We start from the raw sequence: 19980 nt of genomic DNA, 5'->3' as shown, positions 1-19980 counted from the left end.
CGGCCCGATGCGGGGAACCGGTCCGTCGCGGCTGGTATGGCTCCGGACGGCGAGCTCAGCGAGCCTGCGATGTCCCCCGTCCGTTCGGGCCCGCCGACGCGCGCACGCGCTCGCGCCCTCGGGCTCAGGGTACGACGAGCAGGCCGTCTGCGAATTGCGGGTGTGCGGGCACGTCGGTGAGGTGCGGACCGCCGCCGAGGGTGAACGGGATCTCGAGGACAGGCCCAGGCGGGGCGCCCTCGTTGGAGTTGTCCTCGGTGAACTCGACCACCAGCTTGTAATCCCCGGGCGGGGCCGGCTGGCCGAGGCGATCCTTGAGGTCCCACGCGAGGTCGGTGGTGCGGTGCGAGCCGCGGGTGGCCGAGGTCATGGCGTCGGCGTTGTCGCCGTCGGACAGCGAGCGCCAGCGGATCAGGTGCTGCTCGCGGACCTCGGCCCACACCGACAGGGTGCGCACCAGGCCGCCGCTGCCCTGGATCCACGCGACGCCGACGTGCTCGTCGGCGTACTCGCCCCCGTAGCTGCGCGTGCGCACCTGGGCGGTCAAGGTGTCGGCTGGCTCGTAGGACATGTCCCAAACGTCCAGCTGGAGGTCGAAGCCGAGGCCGGCCGCGCCCGACTGGTAGCGGCGGACCTCGACCGCGACGACGTTGTCGCCGGCGAGCAGGCTGGCGTGCGGGGCGGCGAGCCGGATGTAGCGCAGCGGCTCGTTGCCCTTGAGGTCGGTCTGGGCCCGGGTGTCGGCCGCGAGCGGGTCGGGCGGGAGGTTGGAGCGGAGCAGGGGGACGCCGTTGAGCCACACCGCGACGCCGTCGCCGCGGCGCAGGTAGGCGCGCAGGAGGACGTCGTCGACGGCCGCGGGGACGGTGAAGGTGTGGCGCAGGCGCAGGCCGAGCGGGGCGGTGGCGGGGTCGATCGGGGTGGCGTCGCCGGGGCCGTCGCCGAACGCGGCCTGTCCTTCGGACCAGGCCGTATCGTCGAAGCCGACGACCTTCCAGTCGCCGTCGACGGCGGTCTGCAGCGGCTGCCAGCGCCAGGTGGCCTTGGCGGGGATCAGCGCGGTGGGGACCGGGCCGCCGCCGGTGTCGCTGTCACCGGTGGGGCCGCTCGGGTCGGCGGTGGTCGGCAGGGGCGGCGGGAGGCCGGGGCCGCCGGAGGTCAGAGAGTCGTCGCCGCCGCCCGTCGTGTAAGCGGTGGTCGAGCCGGTGCCGTCGCTGCCGCCGGCGCTGGTCGGCGGGTACTCGAAGCGGGCGCCGCCGTCCGGGGCGCAGGCGAGGGCGAGGGCGAGGGCGGCGAGGCTGCGGCGAGGCATGAGAGTCAGTCGCATGAGCGTCAGTTGCATCCGCAACCTCCGCCGCCGCCGCCGAGGCCGCCGGCCGAGCCCTCGCGGTAGTCGAGGGCGTGCTCGGGGCCGGCGGACAGGTCGGCGTCGCCGCCCAGTTGCATGTCGGGCTGGGCCAGGCGGCCGCGCTCGTAGGGCTGGACGCGGGCGCAACCTGTCCCGAGAGACAGCAGCCCGAGCAGCGCGGCGGCGCGGCGGCGTCGGCGGGTCAGCAGCAGCAGGGCCCACCACGGCGGGGCGCCTGCGGTCGCGTTGCAGCCGGACTCGGCGGCAGGCGGGCCGACCGGGAACTCCCACGCGGCCGCGCCGTCGCCGGCGGGCGTGCCGTCGTCGTCGGCCGCGACCGCGGCCATGTAGATCGCCCCGGGCAGGTGTTCGTCGGGGGCGGTCCACTGCACGCGCAGGCGGTGCGAGCCGCACACGTTGACCGCGACCGCCTGGCGCGGGTCGCCCTCGGGGAACTCGATCCACTCGGCCGCGCGCCCGCCGGGACAGCGCTCGTCGTCCTGCAGGACGTCGGGCGGCGGCAGGCGCAGGGTGCCGAGCGGGGCGCCGCCTGGATCGGTGGCCTCCAGGACGATCCCGAACACGTCTTCGGGCCAGGTCACTTCGAACATGTACGTCGCGCCAGGTTTGTAAGGGCCGCCCGGGCCGCCGCGGATCTCCGGGCTCGGGGCCGGGCCGCCCGTGTGGCAGACCGCGCAGGTGAAGCCGTCCCCCGGGCTGCCGCTGAAGATCCGCCCGCCCGCGCCGCCGTGGCGCGCGGGGTCGGCGGTGTACAGCGCGGGCGAGGAGTAGGCGGCGGCGACGGCAGGAGCGAGGGCGACGAGCGCGGCGAGCAGCGAGACGGGGCGGATCATCGGGTCACCTGCGGGCGCGCGGCGAATGAACGAATGGACATGCTCTGAAAGCCATGTCTGAAGGGACATGTTCGATCATGCATGCTTTGGAGGACATGTGCATGTAGACATGTCGGAATGGGCATGGCGTGGGGGCCGGGCGTTCGGGAGCCCCGGAGACGCAGCGAGGCTCCGGGGCGGGAGAGCGCGAGCGCTGGGCGGCCAGGTCGTTGCGTCACGGGGCGAGAGGCTGCGTGCGCCGGGCGCAGGTGGCGACGTTGCGTCATGGCGCGGGGGCCTCCGTGCCTTCGGCCCAGGCGGTGAGGACGGCCAGGCCGGGGGCGTCCGGGTCCTCGTAGACGTTGCGGCCGTGCTCGTCGCGGCCCTCGTGGGCGGCGCGGGGGCCCGGCTTGTGCAGCAGCGGCGGCGGCTCGTCGCCCTCGGCGAGCAGCCAGGCGCGCGCGCGGTCGTAGGCGAGGTCGACCTCGGCGCGGGTCGGGGCGTCGAGCGGCGACTCGGGCTCGCCGAGGCGGGTGCGGCCGGGGCCGGGGACGAACAGCGGGCGGCGCGGGTCGCCGTGGCAGGCGGGGAAGCTGCAGTCGCGCAGCAGCACCGGGTAGACCTCGGCGCCGAAGCGGCCCCGGTCGGGCGCGGGCACCACCCGCACCGGGTCGTCGCAGCCGGCGACCAGGAGCAGCGCGGGGGCGACGACGGCGGCGCGCGGGCGGCCGACGAGGGTGAGTACACCTGTCACGAGGGGCATGTACAAGAGGGCAGGTCGGCCGAGGAACGCGTAGCCCGCGGCGGCCAGCAGGGTGCCGGCGAGGAAGCCCCAGGTCTCGCGGGCGAACACGCGGGCGGTCGCGGCCCCGCCGGCGACCGCGGCGGCGAAGTAGGTGCCGGAGGCGAGCCCGGCGGCGGCCACCGCGGGCACGAACCACCACGGGCTGGCAGCGACGAAGTCGACCCGGCCGAGCGACAGGGCGGCGGCGGCGTAGGCGACGAGCCCGAGGCCGAGCGCGCGCGGCAGGTCGCGGGCCGGCGCGCGCGACCACAAGCCGAGCGCCGAGCCGGCCAGCCAGGCGGTCAGCACCAGCGCGTAGGTGGTGTGCGCTGCCGACAGGGCGCGCGACAGGGTGAGCAGCAGCCCGGCCTGCAGCAGTCCGAGGTGGACGCCGACGAGGAAGGCGGAGGGCAACGCGCGAGGCATGAGAGTCACTGGAGCGAGGGGGCGGAGATCGTGACGAGCGCGCGCAGGCCTGCCGCGGTGGCGAGAAGAGGCGTGGCGGCAGGGCGGGGCATGGCGATCACGGGAGCGAGCGCGCGTAGGCCTGCCGCGGCGGTGACGGCGAAAGAATGCGGGGTGGCGGCGCCAGGCATGAGAGTCACAGGTAGCGCTCGCGCAGGCGTTCGGCGCCGCGGCGGAGCACGAGGTCGAGGTCGTCGAGGGTCAAGGGTATCGCGCCGGCGATCCGGGCGTCGAGCTCGGGGCCGCCGAGGACGAGGAGGCGACGCTCGCCGGCGACTGCGGTCGCTCGCAGGGCTTCGGCGGTGAACGGCAATCGGTCGCCGGCGTAGGCGAAGGCGCGGTCGGCGGTCTCGCTGTCGGCGACCATCACCGCGGGGAACTCGGCGCGCAGCGACGCGACCAGCCGCGCCGGCGTGCGGGTCGGGGCGCCGAGCGGGCCGCTGAGCTGGATCGCCAGGACCCCGCCGGGGTTCAGGCGCGCGCGGCACAGGGCGTAGAATTCGCGGGTATGTAGATAGGCCTCGCCGAGCGTCAGCGGCGACGGCACGTCGACCGCGATCAGGTCGAAGCGGCGCTCGGTGGCCGCCAAATATTGCTTGCCGTCGGCCAGCACCAGGCGCCAATTGTCCAGGCGGGCCAGCGGCTCGCCAGGGGTGAAGAAGCGGGCGCCGGCGTCGACCACGGCGGCGTCGAGCTCGACCGTGGTCAAATGATCGGACATGCGCGAGAGCTCGGGCACCATCGACAGGGTGCCGTTGCCGATCAGCAGCGCATTTTGCGGGCGGACGAGCGTCGCCGGGGCGCGCGCGAGGTAGTGATTGAGGGCCCCGAGGTCGCGGTCGTCGAGGTCGCGCAGGCCGTCGAGGTAGAGCATGCGGCCGCGGCCCGGCGCGGTGACCACCTCGACCCGCTGGTACGGCGAATCGACGGACCACAGCACCTGGGCGCCGGGGAGGCGGTGCTTGTGGCGATACACCAGATCGGCGCCGAGCTGCGACAGGGGGGCATGGGTGGCGCAGGCGAGGGCGGCGGCGACGGTGCAGGCGAAGGTGACGGCGCGGCGGTCGAGGGCGACGTGGACGAGGGCGACCAGGGCGGCGGCGAGGACGGCGAAGCGCAGGCCGGGGGCGCCGCCGAGGGCGAGGGCGGCGGTGCTGCCGAGGCCGAAGCCGACGAGCTCGCAGGTGTAGCCGCGGCGCAGCGCGGCCAGGCGATCGTCGGGCTGTTCGTGGCGGTCGAGCAGGGCCGGGACGACCGCGGTGAACGGGGCGGCGGCGGCGAATGTCAGCAGGGCGAGGACGAGCAAGAGCTCGGGGCCGGAGTCGCCGCGGAGCAGGCACAGGCCGGCGACCGCGAATCGTGGCAGGGCCGGCGACAGCAGCAGGAGGGCGCCGCAGGCGAGCAGCAGGCGGGCCAGCGCGCGCGGCGACAGGCGAGCGCCGAGCCCGTAGCCGAGCGAGGCGGCGGCCAGCGCGGCGGCCGAGACGAATAACAACACCACCTCCTCGCCGTAGAGGAGGCTGACCAGCTCGCGCACGACGAGCTGCTGGCTGGCGCCGAAGCACAGGCCGGCCAGCAGCAGCGTCGCCGCCTCGCGCGCGGCCGCGGAGCGCGGTGAGGGGCCGACGGTCACAGCGGAACGGGCAACGTGGTCGTGTCCACGTCCTTGTCCTTGTCGTCGTCCTTGTCCTTGTCCTTGTCCTTGTCGGTGTCGCCGGTGGTGAACTCCGGCGGCAGGTCGAGCTTCGGCGCGCCGGTCGGGTCGGGCGCCGTCGTCGAGGTCGAGGTCGAAGTCGAGGTCGAGGTCGACGTGGAGGTCGAGGTCGTGGGGCCCTCGGTCGTCGTGCTCTCGCCCGCAGTGGCGCCGCTCGTCGAGGTGGTAGTCGCGCCGCCGGGCACCACGTTGCCGCTGCCGTCGCTCTCGCTCTCGCTGCCCATCCACGGCGGCACGGCCGTCGTGAAGTTGTTGTTGTCGCTGTCGCCAGGGTTCCCGAGCCCGCCGCATGCGGCGAGACCGAGGAGCAGGACGAGCGTGGGACGTGCCTTATCGGCCATGTCTAAAAACTCCAGAGTTGACGGCAAACGCCGTGCCGGATAGTCTCCGATCTGAAAATGGTTTTCAAAATTAATTTCGGGGTTTCGCGCGATTTGCGCGCGCCGATTCGCCGTCGATGAGGTGGATCCCCCTGAGCGTGGCTCTGGTCTTCGCGGCCGAGCCGGCCCCGATCGGAGGCCAACTCCGCGGTGGCATCTACGTCCGCACCGACAGCGACCGGACGACCGTGATCTCGCCGCGGGCGCACGTGCGGCAGCAGCTCGGCAGCCCGCAGACGCAGCTCGACATCAGCTACAGCCTCGACGCCTGGACCAGCGCGTCGGTGGACATTCGTACGGCGGCCACGCCGATCGTCCGCGAGAACCGTCACGAGGGAGTTGTAGGGGTGGAGCGCGAGCGCGGCAACGCGGCGTGGGCCGCGTCGTATCGCTTCTCACACGAGCCCGACTACCTGGCCAACAGCGCGACGCTCGGCGGCAAGCTCGACCTGGCCCAGCGGACGATCACCCTCGCCGGGCGGCTGTTCGGCGCGCTCGACCGCGTCGGCCGCTCGGGCGATCCGACCTTCCGCGAGCCGCTGCGCGCCGGCGGGGCGCTGGTCAGCGCGACGTTCGTGCTGACGAAGACGACGCTGCTGCAGTTCGCCTACGAGCTGCGCGGGGCGCTCGGCTACATGGCCAGCCCGTACCGCTTCGTCGCCATCGGCAGCGGCGACGGGCTGTGCAACGAGACGGCGGAGTTCTGCCTGCCGGAGGTCCACCCGCGCCGACGCAACCGCCACGCGTGGGTGCTGCGCGGCCGCCAGGCGCTGCACCGCAAGGTCTCGCTCGGGGCGACGTACCGCTTCTACTACGACTCGTGGCAGCTGCGCTCGCACACCGCGTCGGTCGACCTTTCGGTGATGCCGGCCCGCGGCGCGACGCTGGCGCTCGAGTACCGCCATTACGCGCAGTCGTCGGCGTTCTTCTACCGCTCTCGCTACATGGCCCCAGGGCCAGGTGGCTACTTTACCCGCGACCGCGAGCTGTCGTCGCTCGGCAGCCAGCGGCTGGCGCTGCACGGCGTCTACGCCAAGCCGCTGAAGCGCGGCTCTATCGAGGTCGGCGCGCTGGTCGCGGGCACGCGGATCGGCTACGACGAGTTCGTCGGGCTGTCGCGGGTGTTCGCCCTCGAGCTGTCGGCCATGCTCGGCGGGCGCTACTGACACGGCCGTCCCCGGAGCACACGCATGCGTTCACGACCTGTCCTCTTCGCCATGTTCTTGTTGTCCGCCTGTGAGCCGAAGCCGGCCTCCCAGGCGCCCGGCGGCGGCGCCCCGGCGACTGCCGACACGCCCGCGCCGGCGCTGTCGGGCCCGGCGCTGGCCGGCGCCGGCACCACGGTCGACCTGGCGGCGATGCGCGGCAAGCTGGTCCTGGTCGACTTCTGGGCCTCGTGGTGCGAGCCGTGCCGGCGCGAGATGCCCGAGCTCGAGGCGCTGTACAAGCGCCACCAGGCCAGCGGCCTCGAGCTCATCGGCGTCAGCATGGACGAGGCGCGCGGCGACGCCGAGGCGTTCCTGCGCGACGTGCCGGTGTCGTTCCCGATGATCTTCGACGAGGGCCAGGCGCTGGCGAAGTCGTGGTCGCCGCCGAAGATGCCGACGCTCTACGTGGTCGACCAGGAGGGCAAGGTCGCCAAGGTGATCGCCGGCGAGGTGAAGTTCGCCGAGCTCGAGGCCGAGGTGACGCAGCGCCTCGGCGGCGGCTGAGGTCGGCGGACGGCGCGAAGTCGCGCGAGCGGCCGGCAAATTGGCCGATGTTCGCAGATGCAGAAAAATTCGCGGGCCCTGTCGATCGAGCCGCGGGCCGTTCGACGTGAAGGTGCAGCCCGGGCACGCGGCGGTCCGACAGGACCGCGGCGCCCGGCGAATCCCGAGGAGAACGACCATGCGATTTCTGATCATCATCAAGGCCGACGCGAAGTCCGAGTCCGGGGCGATGCCCAGCAAGCAGCTCATCGAGGCGATGGGCCGCTACAACGAGGAGCTGGTGAAGGCGGGGGTGCTGCTCGGCGGCGAGGGCCTGCACCCGAGCTCGCAGGGCGCACGCGTGACGTTCCGCCCCGGCCAGCCGCCGACCGTGGCCGACGGCCCGTTCCCGCTGACGTCGGACCTGATCGCGGGCTACTGGCTGTTCCAGACCCGCTCGAAGGAGGAGGCGATCGCGTGGGTGAAGAAGATCCCCGGCGACCCCGAGAGCGACGCGCAGTGGAGCGTCGACATCCGCCGCGTGTTCGACACCGAAGACTTCCCGCCCGAGGTGCTGTCGCCGGAGGAGGCCGCCCGCGAGAACGCCCTCCGCGACGAGCTGGCCCGCCGCCAGTCTGCCACCTGACGAGGTCGCCGCGCGGCGGCCGGCGCCACGAGGACGCGCCCGCCTCCGCCGTCGATGCGCTCGCCGAGCGGAGACGGGTGATCGTAGGCCGCTGCGGGCGGCGGTCATGAGGAGGCCGCGGCCCGCGGGCGGACAATCACCGGTCATGGCCAGGGAGGCGCCCGCCGTGCGAGTGCATGCATTCGCGAGTCGGTGCAATGAGGCTGCACCGCTCGCGAATGCTTTTTTGTTTTTGATAGATGAACAGGCGATCGACGGGGTCGGAGGCGAGGGGTTCTCTTTATCGACTCGAGACGGGCGGGACACGTCTGCGGCTGATTCGGATCGCCGGCGTCACGTGGGCGCGCGCGAGCGCGTCGGATTCGCATGGGCCCCGATTGACACGCACCCGGCGGTGATGGTCCGCTCGCGGCCGAGGTCCTGCATGCTCCGTCTGTCCCCCCGCCTCCGCTGTCTCGCAGCACTCGTGCTGCTCGCCTCCGCCTGTGCCGACACGAGCTCGTCCGCGAGCAAGACCGCGGCCGCGCCCGCCAAGGCGCCGGAGAAGACCGACGCGCCGGCCCCGGCCAAGGCGCCCGAGAAGACCGACGCGCCGGCCCCGACGGGCAAGTGCGACGTGACCGTGACTGCGGGCGCCGACGCGCCGGCGACGGAGGTCGAGGCGGGCAAGACCTACTGCATCGGCGAGGTCCGCCTGAACCGCGACACCAAGCCGGACGACGTCAAGGACAAGCTCACCGACTGCAAGGTCGACGGCGAGTACGTCGGCGAGACGCGCCTGCAGTGCAAGGGCGTGATGCTGTCGTTCGGCGGACCGGTCCAGCTGCTGTCGCGGATCGTGCCGAAGGCGGGCTGAGTCGGCCGCGGTGATTCGTCGGCGCGGCTGGGCGCCGACGGTCGCTCCGAGATTCGGCTGTCCCGAAGGACATGTAGGCTCCGCGCGGCGCTGGACGGCCGCGCGGGCCCGATCCGGCGCCGCGGACGCGAGCGCGAAAACGCGCGCTGACCGGCAGGACGGGGCGTGGTACCACCGTGGGCGCGTGTTTACGGAGCTCCTCGAACCTGTTCACCGCGCGGCGACGCCGGCGGCGTGGCACCGCGGATTGAAGCTGGCGCGGCTCGGCGCGGCGCGGGTGCAGGGCTGCGACGCGGGGGGCTGGGTGTTTGCGATCGCGCGGCTGGCCGGCAGCGGGGTGCGGGCGGAGGTGCGCTGGGCCTGGGACGGGTGGCGCTGCGACTGCGGCGGGGCGGCGCCGTGCGAGCACGTGGTGGCGGCGGCGCTGGTGCTGCACACGGCGGGCGGGCTGCTCGAGCAGATCGGTCCGCAGGTCGCGGAGACGCTGAAGCTCGGCTACCGCCTGCAGAGCGGCGGCGACAAGCTGTTGCTACGGGTGGTGGCGGTCAGCGCCGGCGGCGAGGCGGTGCTCACGGGGGCGGTCGACGCCGACGATCCGCTGCTGTCGGCGATGCCGGCGGGGGCGCCGTCGCTGGCGATCTACCCGGACATCGCCGAGTTCGTGGTGTCGCGGCTGGTGGGGGCGTTCGACGTGACGCTCGACGGGGCGCCGATCACGGTCGATCCGGCGCCGCTGCGGGTCTTCTCGACCGCGGCGATCGAGGGGCGCACGTTCGTCGGCGGGCGGCTGGCGCTGATCGGGCAAGTGCTGCGATTCGTGGTGCGCATGGCGGCGCCGGCGGCGGAGGAGTCTTCACAATCGCCGGGCGAATCACCGGAGGCGCGCGAGCCGGAGAAGCGCACGCTCGAGCCGCGCTGGGAGGCTCCGGAGGGGCAGGACGGGCAGGAAGTCGCGGAGCCGGAGGTGACGTTCCGGGCGCCGGGCGGGGCCGGCGGCGAGACGCAGGTCGACGCGGCGCGGGTGGTGCAGGCGTGGCGCTCGGGGCAATACGCGCTGCAGACGGCCGACGGCGGGCTGGTGTGGCTGCCGCGCGACTGGCTCGAGCGCTACGGGCCGATGCTCGAGCAATTCGTGGCGGCGCGGCGGGCCGACGGCAAGCGGCCGCGCTGGGCCCGGACGGCCGCGGCGGCGCTGTGCGAGGCGCTGCAGGTGCCGCCGCCGCCGGAGCTGGCGGGGCTGGCGGCGCTGTCGCGCGAGGAGATGTTCGCGGCGCTGCCGTCGGCGACGCTGCCGGCCGACCTGACCGCGACGCTGCGCGACTACCAGCGCCGCGGCGTCGACTGGCTGAGCCTCTTGCGCGACGCCGGCATCGGGGCGCTGCTCGCCGACGACATGGGCCTCGGCAAGACGCTGCAGACGCTCACCGCGGTGCGCGGGCGGACTCTGGTGGTGGCGCCGACGTCGACGCTCCACAACTGGCTGGCCGAGGCGCGGAGGTTCCGCCCGGGCCTGCGCGCGGCGCTGTACCACGGCCCGAAGCGCAGCCTCGAACCCACCGCCGACGTGACGATCACCAGCTACGCGGTGCTGCGGCTCGATCGCGACAAGCTGTCCCGAGAGACATGGGACACCGTGGTGCTCGACGAGGCGCACGCGATCAAGGAGCCGACCACGGCGACCGCGAGCGCGGCGTTCGGCCTGCGCGCGAACTGGCGAGTGGCGCTCAGCGGCACGCCGGTGCAGAACCGCCTGACCGAGCTGTGGAGCCTGAGCCACTTCCTCAATCCGGGCCTTCTGGGCCAGCTGCGCGAGTTCGCGGCGGGCTACGGCAAGGCGGTCGAGCAGGGGCGAGCGGCGCGGACCGCCGAGCTGCAGGCCAAGCTGCGGCCGTTCGTGCTGCGCCGACGCAAACAGGAGGTGGCGCCGGAGCTGCCGCCGCTGACGGAGATCGTGCTGCGCTGCCCGCTCGACGCGGAGGAGCGGCGGGTCTACGACGGGCTGCGGGTGGCGGCCGAGCTCGAGCTGCCGAAGCTGCAGTCGGGCGGCGGGATGCTCGAGGCGCTCGAGCTGCTGCTGCGGCTGCGCCAGGCGGCGTGTCACAGCGCGCTGGTGCCGGGGCAGGAGGCGACGCGCTCGAGCAAGGTCGAGCTGCTGCTGGCGCAGCTGACCGAGGTGACCGCGGCGGGCCACCGCGCCCTGGTGTTCTCGCAGTGGACCAGCCTGCTCGACCTGGTCGAGGACGCGCTGACTGCGGCGGAGCTCGAGCACGTCCGCCTCGACGGGGCCACCGAGGACCGCGCCGGCGTGGTCGCCCGCTTCCAGGCCGAGGACGGGCCGCCGGTGATGCTGATCTCGCTCAAGGCCGGCGGCACGGGGCTCAACCTCACAGCGGCCGACTACGTGTATTTGCTCGACCCGTGGTGGAACCCGTCGATCGAGGATCAGGCCGGGGCGCGGGCCCACCGGATCGGTCAGTCGCGCCCGGTGTTCCTGCACCGCCTGATCGCGGAGGACACCGTGGAGGAGAAGATCCTCGAGCTGCACGCGCGCAAGCGGGCGCTGGCGCAGGCGACGGTCGACGAGGGCGACGTGTCGGGCCTCGGCCGCGAGGAGCTGCTCGAGCTGCTGCGGTGAACCGGCCGCGCGCCCTTCGCGGCGACGCGGACGCGACGCGGTGGTGACGCTCGCGTTTGCTCTCGCGGGCGTGGGCGCGGGCTGCGAGGCGCGGGGTATGATCGCCGCATGATCGTTCGCTCGACTTTGACTTCGCTCTCCATGCCGCTGCTGTGCGTCGCGCTCGCAGGTTGCGGCGACGCGGTCGCCACCACCGATACGCTCGACCCGAGCACGAGCTCGAGCTCGACCACCGCCGAGCCGACCACCGAGGTCACGCCGACCACGTCGACGACCACCGGCGACGAGACGACCGACTCCGGCGGGATGTCGGCGAGCGAGTCGACGACGACCACCAGCACGACGACGACCGGGCCGGACACCGACACTGCAGTCAGCGCGACGGAGACGACGAGCACGAGCACGACCGAGACGACGAGCACGTCGAGCACGACGAGCACGAGCACGACGATCGACACGAGCACGAGCACGACGGATTCGACGAGCACGACCACCGGCGGCGTCGAGGTGCCGGAGACCTGCCTGTCGGCCGACTTTCCGGTCAAGGTGCCGCTGTGCGGCGACGGCGGGCCGGCCTGCACGACGCTGCGCGACGAGGTCGTGAGCGGGAACATGATGTTCCGCAACGACATGCCGGCGATCGCGCTCGACGGCGACTGCGAGCCGGTGGTGCTGTACTCCGAGGCGGTGAACGGCTTCCACGGCTTCTACGGCGAGCGCCTCGGGCCGGGCATGTGGGTGGCGACGCCGACGCCGATGGTGGTGGCGACCGGCTCGCTGGCGTCCGATCCCGACGACGACGCGGTGTTCGCGATGGTCGACGACGGGGCGTTCGGCACCTCGCTGTGGCGCCGCTTCGACGGCCAGTGGACGCAGGAGGGCGCGCTGGTCGGGATGAACCACGTGCGCGCGCACCAGCTGGCCCGCGACGGCGTCGGCGCCCTGCACGTCGGCCACGTGAACAGCGACTTCGCGGTCCAGCACGAGGTGTTCGACGGGGCATGGTCGAAGCAGCAGGTGATCACGGACGCGGAGATCCACGTGCGCCTGGCGCTCGACGCCGCCGACGCGCCGCGCCTGACGTCGTGGGCGACCGTCGACGCGACGTGGAAGCTGCACTACTTCGCCCCGCCCGGGGTGGCCGAGGTGGTGACGCCGCTCGGCTCGAACGTGATCGAGCGGCAACACCACGACCTGGCGCTGGTCGGCGCCGAGGCGACGCCGTGGGTGCTGCTGGCCCGCAAGCAGGCCGACCAGATCCATCACGACATCGTCCTGGCCCATCGGACAGGTCCGGCGACGTGGGCGCTCGAGACTCTGGCCAGCGAGAACTCGCAGGTGGACGAGACCTGCGACGCCCCGCCGCCGCAGGCGGGCGTCACCTGCGACTTTGACTACCAGACCTACTACCCGCTGGCGCTGGCGGCCGGGCAGGACGAGGTGCGCGCGCTGTACGTGGCGATCCGCCGCCAGGGGACGATGGTGTCGCAGTGCGAGCAGAACCCGCTGCCGTTCTGCTACTGGAACACGCAGGTCGAGGACCGCAGCTCGGAGCTGCGGGTCGCCTGGCCGGGGAGTCAGCAGGACGAGCACCAGGTCGCGGCGGTCGACGTGTTCACCGATCGCGCCGCGGCCCGCCTCGACACTGCGGGGCAGATCCACCTGGCCTTCTACGATGACCCCGCGGGCGTCGGCCTCGACCCGCTGGTGCGCTACGTGATGATCGGCGGCGAGTGACGATCGCAGCGGCTCGCCCCGCCGCCGAGGGGGCGAGCCGCGGATTCACGCGGCCTATTTGAAGCTGAGCAGCGGCCGCAATCGTCGGACCACGCGGGTCAGCTCGCGCTGCGCTCGCATGACCGCGCCGATGTCCTTGTAGGCGGCCGGCGCCTCGTCGCGGAGGGCGTCGGCGGCCCGGTGGTCGAACCACACGCCGCCCATCTGGGCGACGACGTCGCCGGCGCGAATCTGCCGGCGCGCCTCGCCGCGGCTCAGGGCTCGGCCGGCCCCGTGCGCGCTCGAGCACAGCCCCGCGACCTCGCCGCGGCCGCGGGTGTGATAGCTCGGCGCGCCCATCGAGCCCGGCACGATCCCCGGCTCGTCCGCCCGCGCCGACACTGCCCCCTTGCGATGGACCCACAGCCATTCGTCGCCGTGCTGCTCGCGGCGGACGAAGTTGTGGTGGCAGGAGATCCACGTGTCCGTCCGGACATGTCCCTTGAAGCACCTATTAAAAACTTCGGCGGCGCGGGCGACCATGTGCGCCCGGCTGGCCTCGGCGTAGTCGAGGGCCCATTGCATGTCGTGGAGGTAGGCCTCGCCGGCCGGGCTGTCGGCGACGAGGCCGCGCAGGCCGGCGCCGATCGGCTCGGCGAGCGCGTCGTGGTGGTCGCGGATCGCCGTGCCGATCCCGCGCGAGCCGCTGTGCACCATCAGCCACAGGCGGTCCTCGTCGTCGGCCTGCAGCTCGAGGAAATGATTGCCGCGACCGAGCGTGCCGAGCTGCAGGCCGGCGGTGCGGCGCTGCTCCGATTGAAGCGAGGGCGAGGACAGCGGGCGTGCGGCCAGCGCGGGCGGCAGCGGGTGGTCGGCGACAGCGCCCGGGTAGCGCAGCGCCGGGATGGCGCGCTGCAGGCCGACCAGGACCGCCGCGGCGGTGCGCGCGTCGGCGAGGACGGCGGCCTCGACGTCGCAGGCGACCGCCGCCATGCCGCAGCCGATGTCGCCGCCGACCGCTGCCGGCAGCAGCAGGGTGCGGGTGGCGACGACGGTGCCGACGCACACGCCCTCGGCGAGGTGGACGTCGGGCATGACTGCGATCCGGGCGACATCGCCGACGTGGCGCAGGCGCTCGAGGGCGTCGGCGACGTCGCGCGGCGGCGGCTCGGCGACGAAGCGCGTGAGGGTGGCCGTCATGGCGTCACCTCCTCGTCCGGGGCGCCGCCGGTCGGTGCGGGCACCAGCCGGAACACCAGGTTGGGCGTGCGCTTGCGGTGGATGGCGCCGGCGATCTCCGAGCGCAGATAGGAGCGCAGGGCGTCGAGGCGGCGCATCACCAGCTCCGCTTCGCCGCCGCCGGCGCCGACCGGCAGCGCGAGCACGACGACCAGGTTCCCGCTGCCGGGCTCGGGTTCGACCCCGATCAGCGTCAGCGACGACACGTGCGGATCGTCGATCTCGCCGGTCAGCACCAGGGCGAGGCGCTCCTCGACCTGGCGCGCCAGCTGGTCGAGCTTGCGGCGCGTCTGGGCCGGCAGGGCCGCGCCGAACAGCGCTGCGGGGTCGATGTCGCCCGGCAGCGATTGTGGGGACTGCGAATATTCAGTTGTGGCCGACGCGCGACGGCGCCGGCGGTCTCGATGTCGATTCATGAGAGGCTCTTTGCGGACTCAATGCACACACACGGGACCGGATCGCCGGGGCGATCCGGAACTCAGGCACGTGTATGTGGAGAGACACGCATGGGCCGACTCCGAGGCCACGAAGCTATGCGAACTCGTGGCCTCCCGCAAGCGGCCGCAGCCGCGCGGGGCGAGCACGCGCCTCAGGGCGCGGTGCAGACGCCGACCGGCTGCGGCTGGTCCGGGACTTCCTTGCAGGTCGTCCCGGCCGGGCAGGCCGAATCGTCGCCGGGCGGGCACAGGGCCGCGCAATTGGTCGGGTCGCCCATGCCCATGCCGAGCACGCACTGCCCCTGAGCGGCCGCGCCGGTCGGCGGGCACATGGTCATGGCGTCGCACTGCGGCGCGCAGAAGTTGCCCTCGATGCCGGTGACCTGCAGGCAGTCCGAACCCGCCGGGCACTCGCCCATCGCCCCGCAGCCGAGGTACTCGCCGCCGGCGCCGCCGGTGGTGGTGTCGGTCGTCTCGTCCTGGGTCGTCGACACCGTGGTGGTGCCGGGCTCGGTGGTCGTCGTGGTGGTCGACGTCGTCGTGCTCGGCTCCTCGGTGGTCGTCGGCGGCGAGACCGTGGTCGTGCCCGGCTCGGTGGCGGTGCTCTCGGTCGCGGTGCCCACGTCGGTGCCGTCGGTGTCGGTGTCGGTGTCGGTCGCCGTGCCGTCGGTCGTGTTGTTGTTGGTGGTGTTGGTGGTGTTGTTGGTGGTGCCGGGCGTCGTCGCGGTCGTCGCGGTCGTCAGCATCGGCTTGCCATCATCACCGCAGGCCGTGAGGCCGAGCGCGAGGAGGGACACCAGGGAAAAGGAAGTAAGAGAACGAATGGACATGTTGTCTCCGCGGGAATTTCGGGCGCAGCGTGCGACCCTGACCGCACGCTACACAACCGCGCCTCGTCACGGAAGCCGACTTGTCGTGCGTTGGCGGACGGGCGGACTCGAGCTTCGGGGCTGCGGGCCCCCGGTCGGTGAGGTCGCGATCGTCGGCGTCGCGAAACCAGCGCGAAAACGCCCGAAATCTGCAGCGAGCGGGCCCGGCAGGCTCTTCAGAGGCGGGCGGGACGATCTGTCCTCAGAGACATATCACGCCGGGCGGCCGCGAGTCGCGGAATGCGGTAAGCAGATGGTGATGACAGGGCAGAGCTTGCTGGGGCGAAGGCGGCACGTGTTCGAGATCGAGGATCAGCCGTGGTTGCCGCAGGCGATCCGCGACGGCGTGACGGGCTACCTCAACTATGTCGGCAACCTCGACGCGCGGCCGTATCAGGGCTTCTGCGACGCCCTCGCGGCCGCGATGCGGACCACCGGCGAGCGCGAGCTCCTCGATTTGTGCTCGGGCTCGGCCGGTCCGCTGCCGACGCTGATCGCCGAGCTCGATCGACGCGACCTGCCGGTGCGCGTGCGCCTCAGCGACCTGTTCCCCAACGCCGACGCGATGGCCGCGGCGGCCTCGACGGTGCCCGGGCGGATCGTCCACGAGACTCGGCCGGTCGACGCGACCGCGGTGCCGGCCGAGCTCGCCGGCTTCCGCCTGCTGTGCAACGCCTTCCATCACTTCCGACCCGCGCAGGCGCGGGCGATCCTCGCCGACGCGGTGGCGCAGCGGCGCGGGATCGCGTTGTTCGAGGGCGTCGGCCGCTACCCGGCGTCGATCGCCACGTGCATGGCGACGAGCCTCGGCGTGCTGGCGACGTCCCTGCTGATGCGACCGGTCCGCTGGTCGCGGCTGGCGCTGACGTGGGTGGTGCCGGCGATCCCGCTGGTAGCGACGTGGGACGGGGTGGTGTCGTGCCTGCGCGTCTACTCGCCGGACGAGCTGCGCGAGCTGCTGGCGACGGTGCCCGGGGCCGAGGACTACACGTGGCAGATCGAGGCGGAGCCGCTCGGCCGCAGCCCGATGCGCGTGACCTGGCTGGTCGGGGCGCCGCGCGCGTGACGTGAACGGGTAGTCCCCAAGGACATGTCTTGAAGGGCATGTCCTATTAGACATAGGCCGGGTCGGCGTCGCGGTGGCCGAAGCCGAGCGCGAGCCGGTGGCGCGATGGCGCGCCGACGCGGCCCGGGCGGGCCCGCGGTATGCTCCCGGCGATGCCGATCGAGCTGGTGCTGCTGACGACCAACGGGCGCAAGGCCGACGAGTGGCGGCGCAACTTCGATCGCTACGGGATCGCGGTGCGGGCGGTCGCGGCGGCGGCGACGGCCGAGACGGCGCGGGCGCTGATCGAGGCGGCGCCGGCGGGCGTGCGCGTGATCGCGGTGTGCCGCGAGGACAGCGACCTGTTCGTCCACGGTACGGACATTCGCAGCGAGCGCCACGACCTCGAGCTGGTCGATCACGTGACGACGATCGTCGCGTGGTTCATGGAGGACGGCGAGCTGCGCGAGGCGCATTATCGACACCGGGCAGAGGGATTCGTCGACCGCTCGGACGGCGCGTGCGAGGAGCCGGGCGGCTGGTGGGACGCGATCTTCCGCCTGCGCGCGACCGGCTCGACCTACGCCGAGATGCGCGGGGGCGCGGGCAAGCAGTCGTCGCGCGACATGGCGATCTCGCGGTTCTTGCTCGACCGCGTCTATTATAAAAAGCGCGTCGATCTGTCGGCGACGCCGCGCGCGCCGCGACGGACGATCGAATTCGACGACGACGTGGCGGCGTTCGTGCGCGAGAGCCCGTGGCTCGGCAGCCCGGCGCTGGCGCAGTTCGGGGTCGACCGGGTGCTGGCGGCGGTGATCGATCGGGGCGTGTTCTTCCGCGCGGCGCAGAACCGGCGCGAGAGGGTCTACTGGTGGCCGGGGCTGAACGCCGGGATCCCGTACACCCCGAAGCGCGACGGGCTGCACGAGGCGACCTTCATGATGCACGACTTCGGGCATTTTCTGATGCCCGACCTGGTGTTCACGGGGGCGACCGGCGAGCTGCGCCGGCAGGTGTACGTGGCGTATCGCATGATCTCCGAGGCGGTGACTCTGGTGCTCGCCGACATGGTGTTCGTCGAGGCGCTGCGCCGCGCGGGGGCCGATTACGACTGGACGCGACGGCACGCGCATCCGTTGTTCGCTGCGACGCAGATCGATCCGTCGCAGCCGGAGGGCTTGCGGGCGCTGCTGGCGGCCAACGTCGGCTATTGCGTGGGGGGCGACGATTCGCGCTGGCGGGCGCTGCTGGCGGGCGCGGGGGCGACCGACGAGTCGCTCCGCGATTATCGACAGAAGTACGAGCCGTACTTCGTCGAGGACCTGCGGTGGACGGTGCGCAACTGGGAGATGATGACCGGTCGCGTCGGCGAGTTCACCCGCTGGTGGGCCAACACGGAGCCGCTGCGCGCGCTGGCGGACCTCGGGCTCGAGACGGTCGAGGCGTTCGCCGAGCAGGTGGCGACCGGGCCCGGGTCGCTGATCGATCGGGTGTTCGCGCGGGTGATGGCGACGCGCATCGAGCCGGTGCTGCGCGGGCTGGTGGCGCCGGCGTCGGCCGAGGAGCGGCGCGAGCGGGCGTTCCTCCGCTGGCTGGTCGGACAGTTCGGGGTGTTCGCACGATTCCCTCGGGCGCCGGGATCGGCGCTGACGCGCTCGCGCCTGACGGAGTTCGTGACGACGCATCGCGGTCGGCTGGGGCCTTCGGAGATCGCCCGGGCCCGCGCGTTCTACGAGCGCTTCGTCGACTCGCTGGCAGAGCAGCACCTGGCGAGCCTCGACGACGCGGCGACGTGGCGCGAGGTGTTCGCGCTGGTGGAGCCGTTCTACGTGTTTTATGACCGGCCCCGCGAGGCGTACGAGCCGCTGGCGCAGGCGGCGAGGCGGGTGTTCGGCGAGGCGTGAGGTGCCCCGCGGTACAGGCGATGTCGCAACATGTCTATAAGAACATGCTTTAAAGGACATGTCATGTGGGCGAAAACGCCCGCGACGACGGCCTCGCTTCCACGCTATGATCGCGGGCTCGCATGTCCGACGCCGACGCTACTTCGAATCGACCGACGCTGGCGGTCGCGACCATCGGCCATCATCAGAGCGGCAAGACGTCGCTGACCGTCGCCATCACCGAGCTGCTCGCGCAGCGCTCGGACGGGGCGGTTCGGCCGGTGAGCGCGCTCGAGCTCGAGCGGCGCGGCGGGTTTCAGGGCGAGGTCCATGACCCGGGCGAGGGGCGGATCGAGACGCGGACGGTCTCCGCGAGCGAGGTCCGCTACGCGACCGAGCACCGCAACTTCATCCACGTCGACAGCCCCGGCTGGCGGCCGTGGCTGAAGAACGCGGCCCGGGCCCAGGCGGTGGTCGACGCGCTGATCCTGGTGGTGTCGGGGCCCAAGGGGGTGGAGCAGCAGACGCACGAGCACCTGCTGCTGGCCCGCGCGCTCGGGCTGTCGCAGGTCGTGGTCTTTTTGAATAAGTGCGACCGCGTGGTCGATGTCGAATGGCTCGACATGGTCGAGCAGGACGTGCGCGAGCTGCTGATCCGCTGCGGCTTCGACGGCGACGGGACCCGCATCATCCGCGGGGCCGCGGCGCCGCGCGAGGGCGATCGCAAGCGGTGGGAGGCGTGCATCTCCGACCTGCTCGAGGTGCTCGAGCTGGAGCTGCAGGTCCCCGAGCACGCGGTGCAGGGCTCGCCGCTGCTGTACCTCGACCACGTGTACTCGCGCCGGACGGGGCAAGAGGGCCTGGTGGTCGACGGGCGGGTGCGTCGCGGGCAGGTGCGCCCCGGCGACACTCTGACGATCGCAGGCTTCGGCGAGCCGATCGAGGTGCAGGTCTCGAAGCTCGAGATGAACCGCCGCAAGGTCGAGCGGGCCCAGGCCGGCGAGTTCGTCGGGCTGCGGCTGGTGCGGCAGCGGCTGGCGCTGCAACCCGAAGAGCTGCGCGTCGGCCAGGCGCTGGTGAAGCAGGGGAAGACCGCCGCGCGGCAGGTGACTGCGCGCCTCGACCTGCTGGCGACCAGCGAGCACGGCCGCCGCACGCCCGTGCGCAGCGGACACATCGGCCTGCTGCTGTTCGGGACGGCGGTGGTGGCCGGGCGCTTCGACGTGCTCGGGCAGGAGACGATCGCGCCCGGCGAGGGCGCGACCGTGGCGGTCGAGCTGGTGCAGCCGGTGTACCTCGAGGACGGGATGCGGTTCCTGCTGCGCGACGGCAACCAGGGGCCGCTGCTGCCCGCGGGCGAGCGGGCGCGCTGGGCCGGGACCGCGGGCATGGGACGTGTGCTCGAGGCGCGCGGCTGAGCTGGCGATAGAACGCAGAAG

At 72.9% G+C, this 19980-nt stretch carries 17 protein-coding genes; 9 read left to right on the top strand and 8 right to left on the bottom strand.

The genetic code is table 11. The features are described 5' to 3' along the window. Window positions 1–124: 124 nt before the first annotated feature. The 5 genes from OV090_RS46295 to OV090_RS46275 all read right to left on the bottom strand — a co-directional run bounded on the left by OV090_RS46295 (window position 125) and on the right by OV090_RS46275 (window position 5485). Window positions 125–1327, bottom strand: a complete 1203-nt coding sequence (locus OV090_RS46295) for a DUF2271 domain-containing protein (RefSeq protein ID WP_267711449.1) — start codon at window positions 1325–1327, stop codon at window positions 125–127. 5 nt (window positions 1328–1332) lie between these two features. Next, the gene (locus tag OV090_RS46290; RefSeq protein WP_267711448.1) at window positions 1333–2202 is read right to left on the bottom strand and encodes a DUF4266 domain-containing protein; all 870 of its coding nucleotides are present in this window, start codon (window positions 2200–2202) and stop codon (window positions 1333–1335) included. A gap of 262 nt (window positions 2203–2464) precedes the next feature. Next, on the bottom strand, window positions 2465–3391 hold the full coding sequence (locus OV090_RS46285; RefSeq protein WP_267711447.1) for a hypothetical protein: 927 nt from the start codon (window positions 3389–3391) through the stop codon (window positions 2465–2467). Window positions 3392–3566: 175 nt separating this feature from the next. Beyond that, window positions 3567–5063 carry a hypothetical protein gene (locus OV090_RS51365; protein ID WP_267711446.1) on the bottom strand — a complete coding sequence of 499 codons (1497 nt, stop codon included), beginning with the start codon at window positions 5061–5063 and terminating at the stop codon, window positions 3567–3569. Further along, window positions 5060–5485: a hypothetical protein gene (locus tag OV090_RS46275; RefSeq protein WP_267711445.1), complete on the bottom strand. Its 426-nt coding sequence runs from the start codon at window positions 5483–5485 to the stop codon at window positions 5060–5062. Before OV090_RS46275 ends, OV090_RS51365 begins: the two co-directional genes overlap by 4 nt. 137 nt (window positions 5486–5622) lie before the next feature. Between OV090_RS46275 and OV090_RS46270 the strand changes: the two genes are divergently transcribed. The 6 genes from OV090_RS46270 to OV090_RS46245 all read left to right on the top strand — a co-directional run bounded on the left by OV090_RS46270 (window position 5623) and on the right by OV090_RS46245 (window position 13089). Continuing rightward, window positions 5623–6690, top strand: a complete 1068-nt coding sequence (locus tag OV090_RS46270; protein WP_267711444.1) for a DUF3570 domain-containing protein — start codon at window positions 5623–5625, stop codon at window positions 6688–6690. Window positions 6691–6741: 51 nt separating this feature from the next. Further along, the gene (locus OV090_RS46265; RefSeq protein ID WP_267711443.1) at window positions 6742–7236 is read left to right on the top strand and encodes a TlpA disulfide reductase family protein; all 495 of its coding nucleotides are present in this window, start codon (window positions 6742–6744) and stop codon (window positions 7234–7236) included. Window positions 7237–7414: 178 nt separating this feature from the next. Beyond that, entirely contained in the window at window positions 7415–7861 is a 447-nt protein-coding gene (locus OV090_RS46260; protein WP_267711442.1) for a YciI family protein, read from the top strand. A gap of 424 nt (window positions 7862–8285) precedes the next feature. Beyond that, window positions 8286–8717: a hypothetical protein gene (locus OV090_RS46255; RefSeq protein WP_267711441.1), complete on the top strand. Its 432-nt coding sequence runs from the start codon at window positions 8286–8288 to the stop codon at window positions 8715–8717. A gap of 184 nt (window positions 8718–8901) precedes the next feature. Continuing rightward, complete coding sequence (locus OV090_RS51360) at window positions 8902–11352, top strand: DEAD/DEAH box helicase (protein ID WP_267711439.1); 2451 nt, start codon at window positions 8902–8904, stop codon at window positions 11350–11352. Window positions 11353–11460: 108 nt separating this feature from the next. Beyond that, on the top strand, window positions 11461–13089 hold the full coding sequence (locus OV090_RS46245; protein WP_267711437.1) for a hypothetical protein: 1629 nt from the start codon (window positions 11461–11463) through the stop codon (window positions 13087–13089). A 54-nt stretch (window positions 13090–13143) separates the two neighbouring features. Here the strand turns inward: OV090_RS46245 and OV090_RS46240 are convergent, their stop codons facing one another. From OV090_RS46240 to OV090_RS46230, 3 genes are all read right to left on the bottom strand, one after another. After that, window positions 13144–14268 (bottom strand): RtcB family protein, encoded by a 1125-nt coding sequence (locus OV090_RS46240; protein ID WP_267711436.1) that lies wholly within the window; start codon window positions 14266–14268, stop codon window positions 13144–13146. Next, the gene (locus OV090_RS46235; protein ID WP_267711435.1) at window positions 14265–14723 is read right to left on the bottom strand and encodes a hypothetical protein; all 459 of its coding nucleotides are present in this window, start codon (window positions 14721–14723) and stop codon (window positions 14265–14267) included. Before OV090_RS46235 ends, OV090_RS46240 begins: the two co-directional genes overlap by 4 nt. Before the next feature lie 173 nt (window positions 14724–14896). Further along, window positions 14897–15541, bottom strand: coding sequence for a hypothetical protein (locus OV090_RS46230; RefSeq protein ID WP_267711433.1), 645 nt, complete (start codon window positions 15539–15541; stop codon window positions 14897–14899). A gap of 331 nt (window positions 15542–15872) precedes the next feature. On the opposite strand from OV090_RS46230, the gene OV090_RS46225 reads away from it, so the two are divergent. The 3 genes from OV090_RS46225 (at window position 15873) to OV090_RS46215 (ending at window position 19959) form a co-directional block, all read left to right on the top strand. Further along, a complete protein-coding gene (locus OV090_RS46225) occupies window positions 15873–16679 on the top strand; it encodes a hypothetical protein (protein WP_267711432.1) in 807 nt (268 codons plus the stop codon). Window positions 16680–16831: 152 nt separating this feature from the next. Next, a complete protein-coding gene (locus tag OV090_RS46220; protein ID WP_267711430.1) occupies window positions 16832–18562 on the top strand; it encodes a hypothetical protein in 1731 nt (576 codons plus the stop codon). Window positions 18563–18684: 122 nt separating this feature from the next. Further along, window positions 18685–19959 (top strand): GTP-binding protein, encoded by a 1275-nt coding sequence (locus OV090_RS46215; protein ID WP_267711429.1) that lies wholly within the window; start codon window positions 18685–18687, stop codon window positions 19957–19959. Window positions 19960–19980 lie beyond the last annotated feature (21 nt).

The organism is Nannocystis sp. RBIL2 (assembly GCF_026626745.1).
GTDB lineage: Bacteria > Myxococcota_A > Polyangia > Nannocystales > Nannocystaceae > Nannocystis.
The sequence above is the reverse complement of the archived record's forward strand: the minus strand, read 5'-3'. Positions and strand labels throughout refer to the sequence as shown.

Coding starts and splice junctions, on each gene's coding strand:
- OV090_RS46295 (WP_267711449.1), bottom strand. CDS start 1,327: ATGCGACTGACTCTCATGCCTCGCCGCAGCCTCGCCGCCCTCGCCCTC.
- OV090_RS46290 (WP_267711448.1), bottom strand. CDS start 2,202: ATGATCCGCCCCGTCTCGCTGCTCGCCGCGCTCGTCGCCCTCGCTCCT.
- OV090_RS46285 (WP_267711447.1), bottom strand. CDS start 3,391: ATGCCTCGCGCGTTGCCCTCCGCCTTCCTCGTCGGCGTCCACCTCGGA.
- OV090_RS46275 (WP_267711445.1), bottom strand. CDS start 5,485: ATGGCCGATAAGGCACGTCCCACGCTCGTCCTGCTCCTCGGTCTCGCC.
- OV090_RS46265 (WP_267711443.1), top strand. CDS start 6,742: ATGTTCTTGTTGTCCGCCTGTGAGCCGAAGCCGGCCTCCCAGGCGCCC.
- OV090_RS46260 (WP_267711442.1), top strand. CDS start 7,415: ATGCGATTTCTGATCATCATCAAGGCCGACGCGAAGTCCGAGTCCGGG.
- OV090_RS46255 (WP_267711441.1), top strand. CDS start 8,286: ATGCTCCGTCTGTCCCCCCGCCTCCGCTGTCTCGCAGCACTCGTGCTG.
- OV090_RS46245 (WP_267711437.1), top strand. CDS start 11,461: ATGATCGTTCGCTCGACTTTGACTTCGCTCTCCATGCCGCTGCTGTGC.
- OV090_RS46240 (WP_267711436.1), bottom strand. CDS start 14,268: ATGACGGCCACCCTCACGCGCTTCGTCGCCGAGCCGCCGCCGCGCGAC.
- OV090_RS46235 (WP_267711435.1), bottom strand. CDS start 14,723: ATGAATCGACATCGAGACCGCCGGCGCCGTCGCGCGTCGGCCACAACT.
- OV090_RS46225 (WP_267711432.1), top strand. CDS start 15,873: ATGACAGGGCAGAGCTTGCTGGGGCGAAGGCGGCACGTGTTCGAGATC.
- OV090_RS46220 (WP_267711430.1), top strand. CDS start 16,832: ATGCCGATCGAGCTGGTGCTGCTGACGACCAACGGGCGCAAGGCCGAC.
- OV090_RS46215 (WP_267711429.1), top strand. CDS start 18,685: ATGTCCGACGCCGACGCTACTTCGAATCGACCGACGCTGGCGGTCGCG.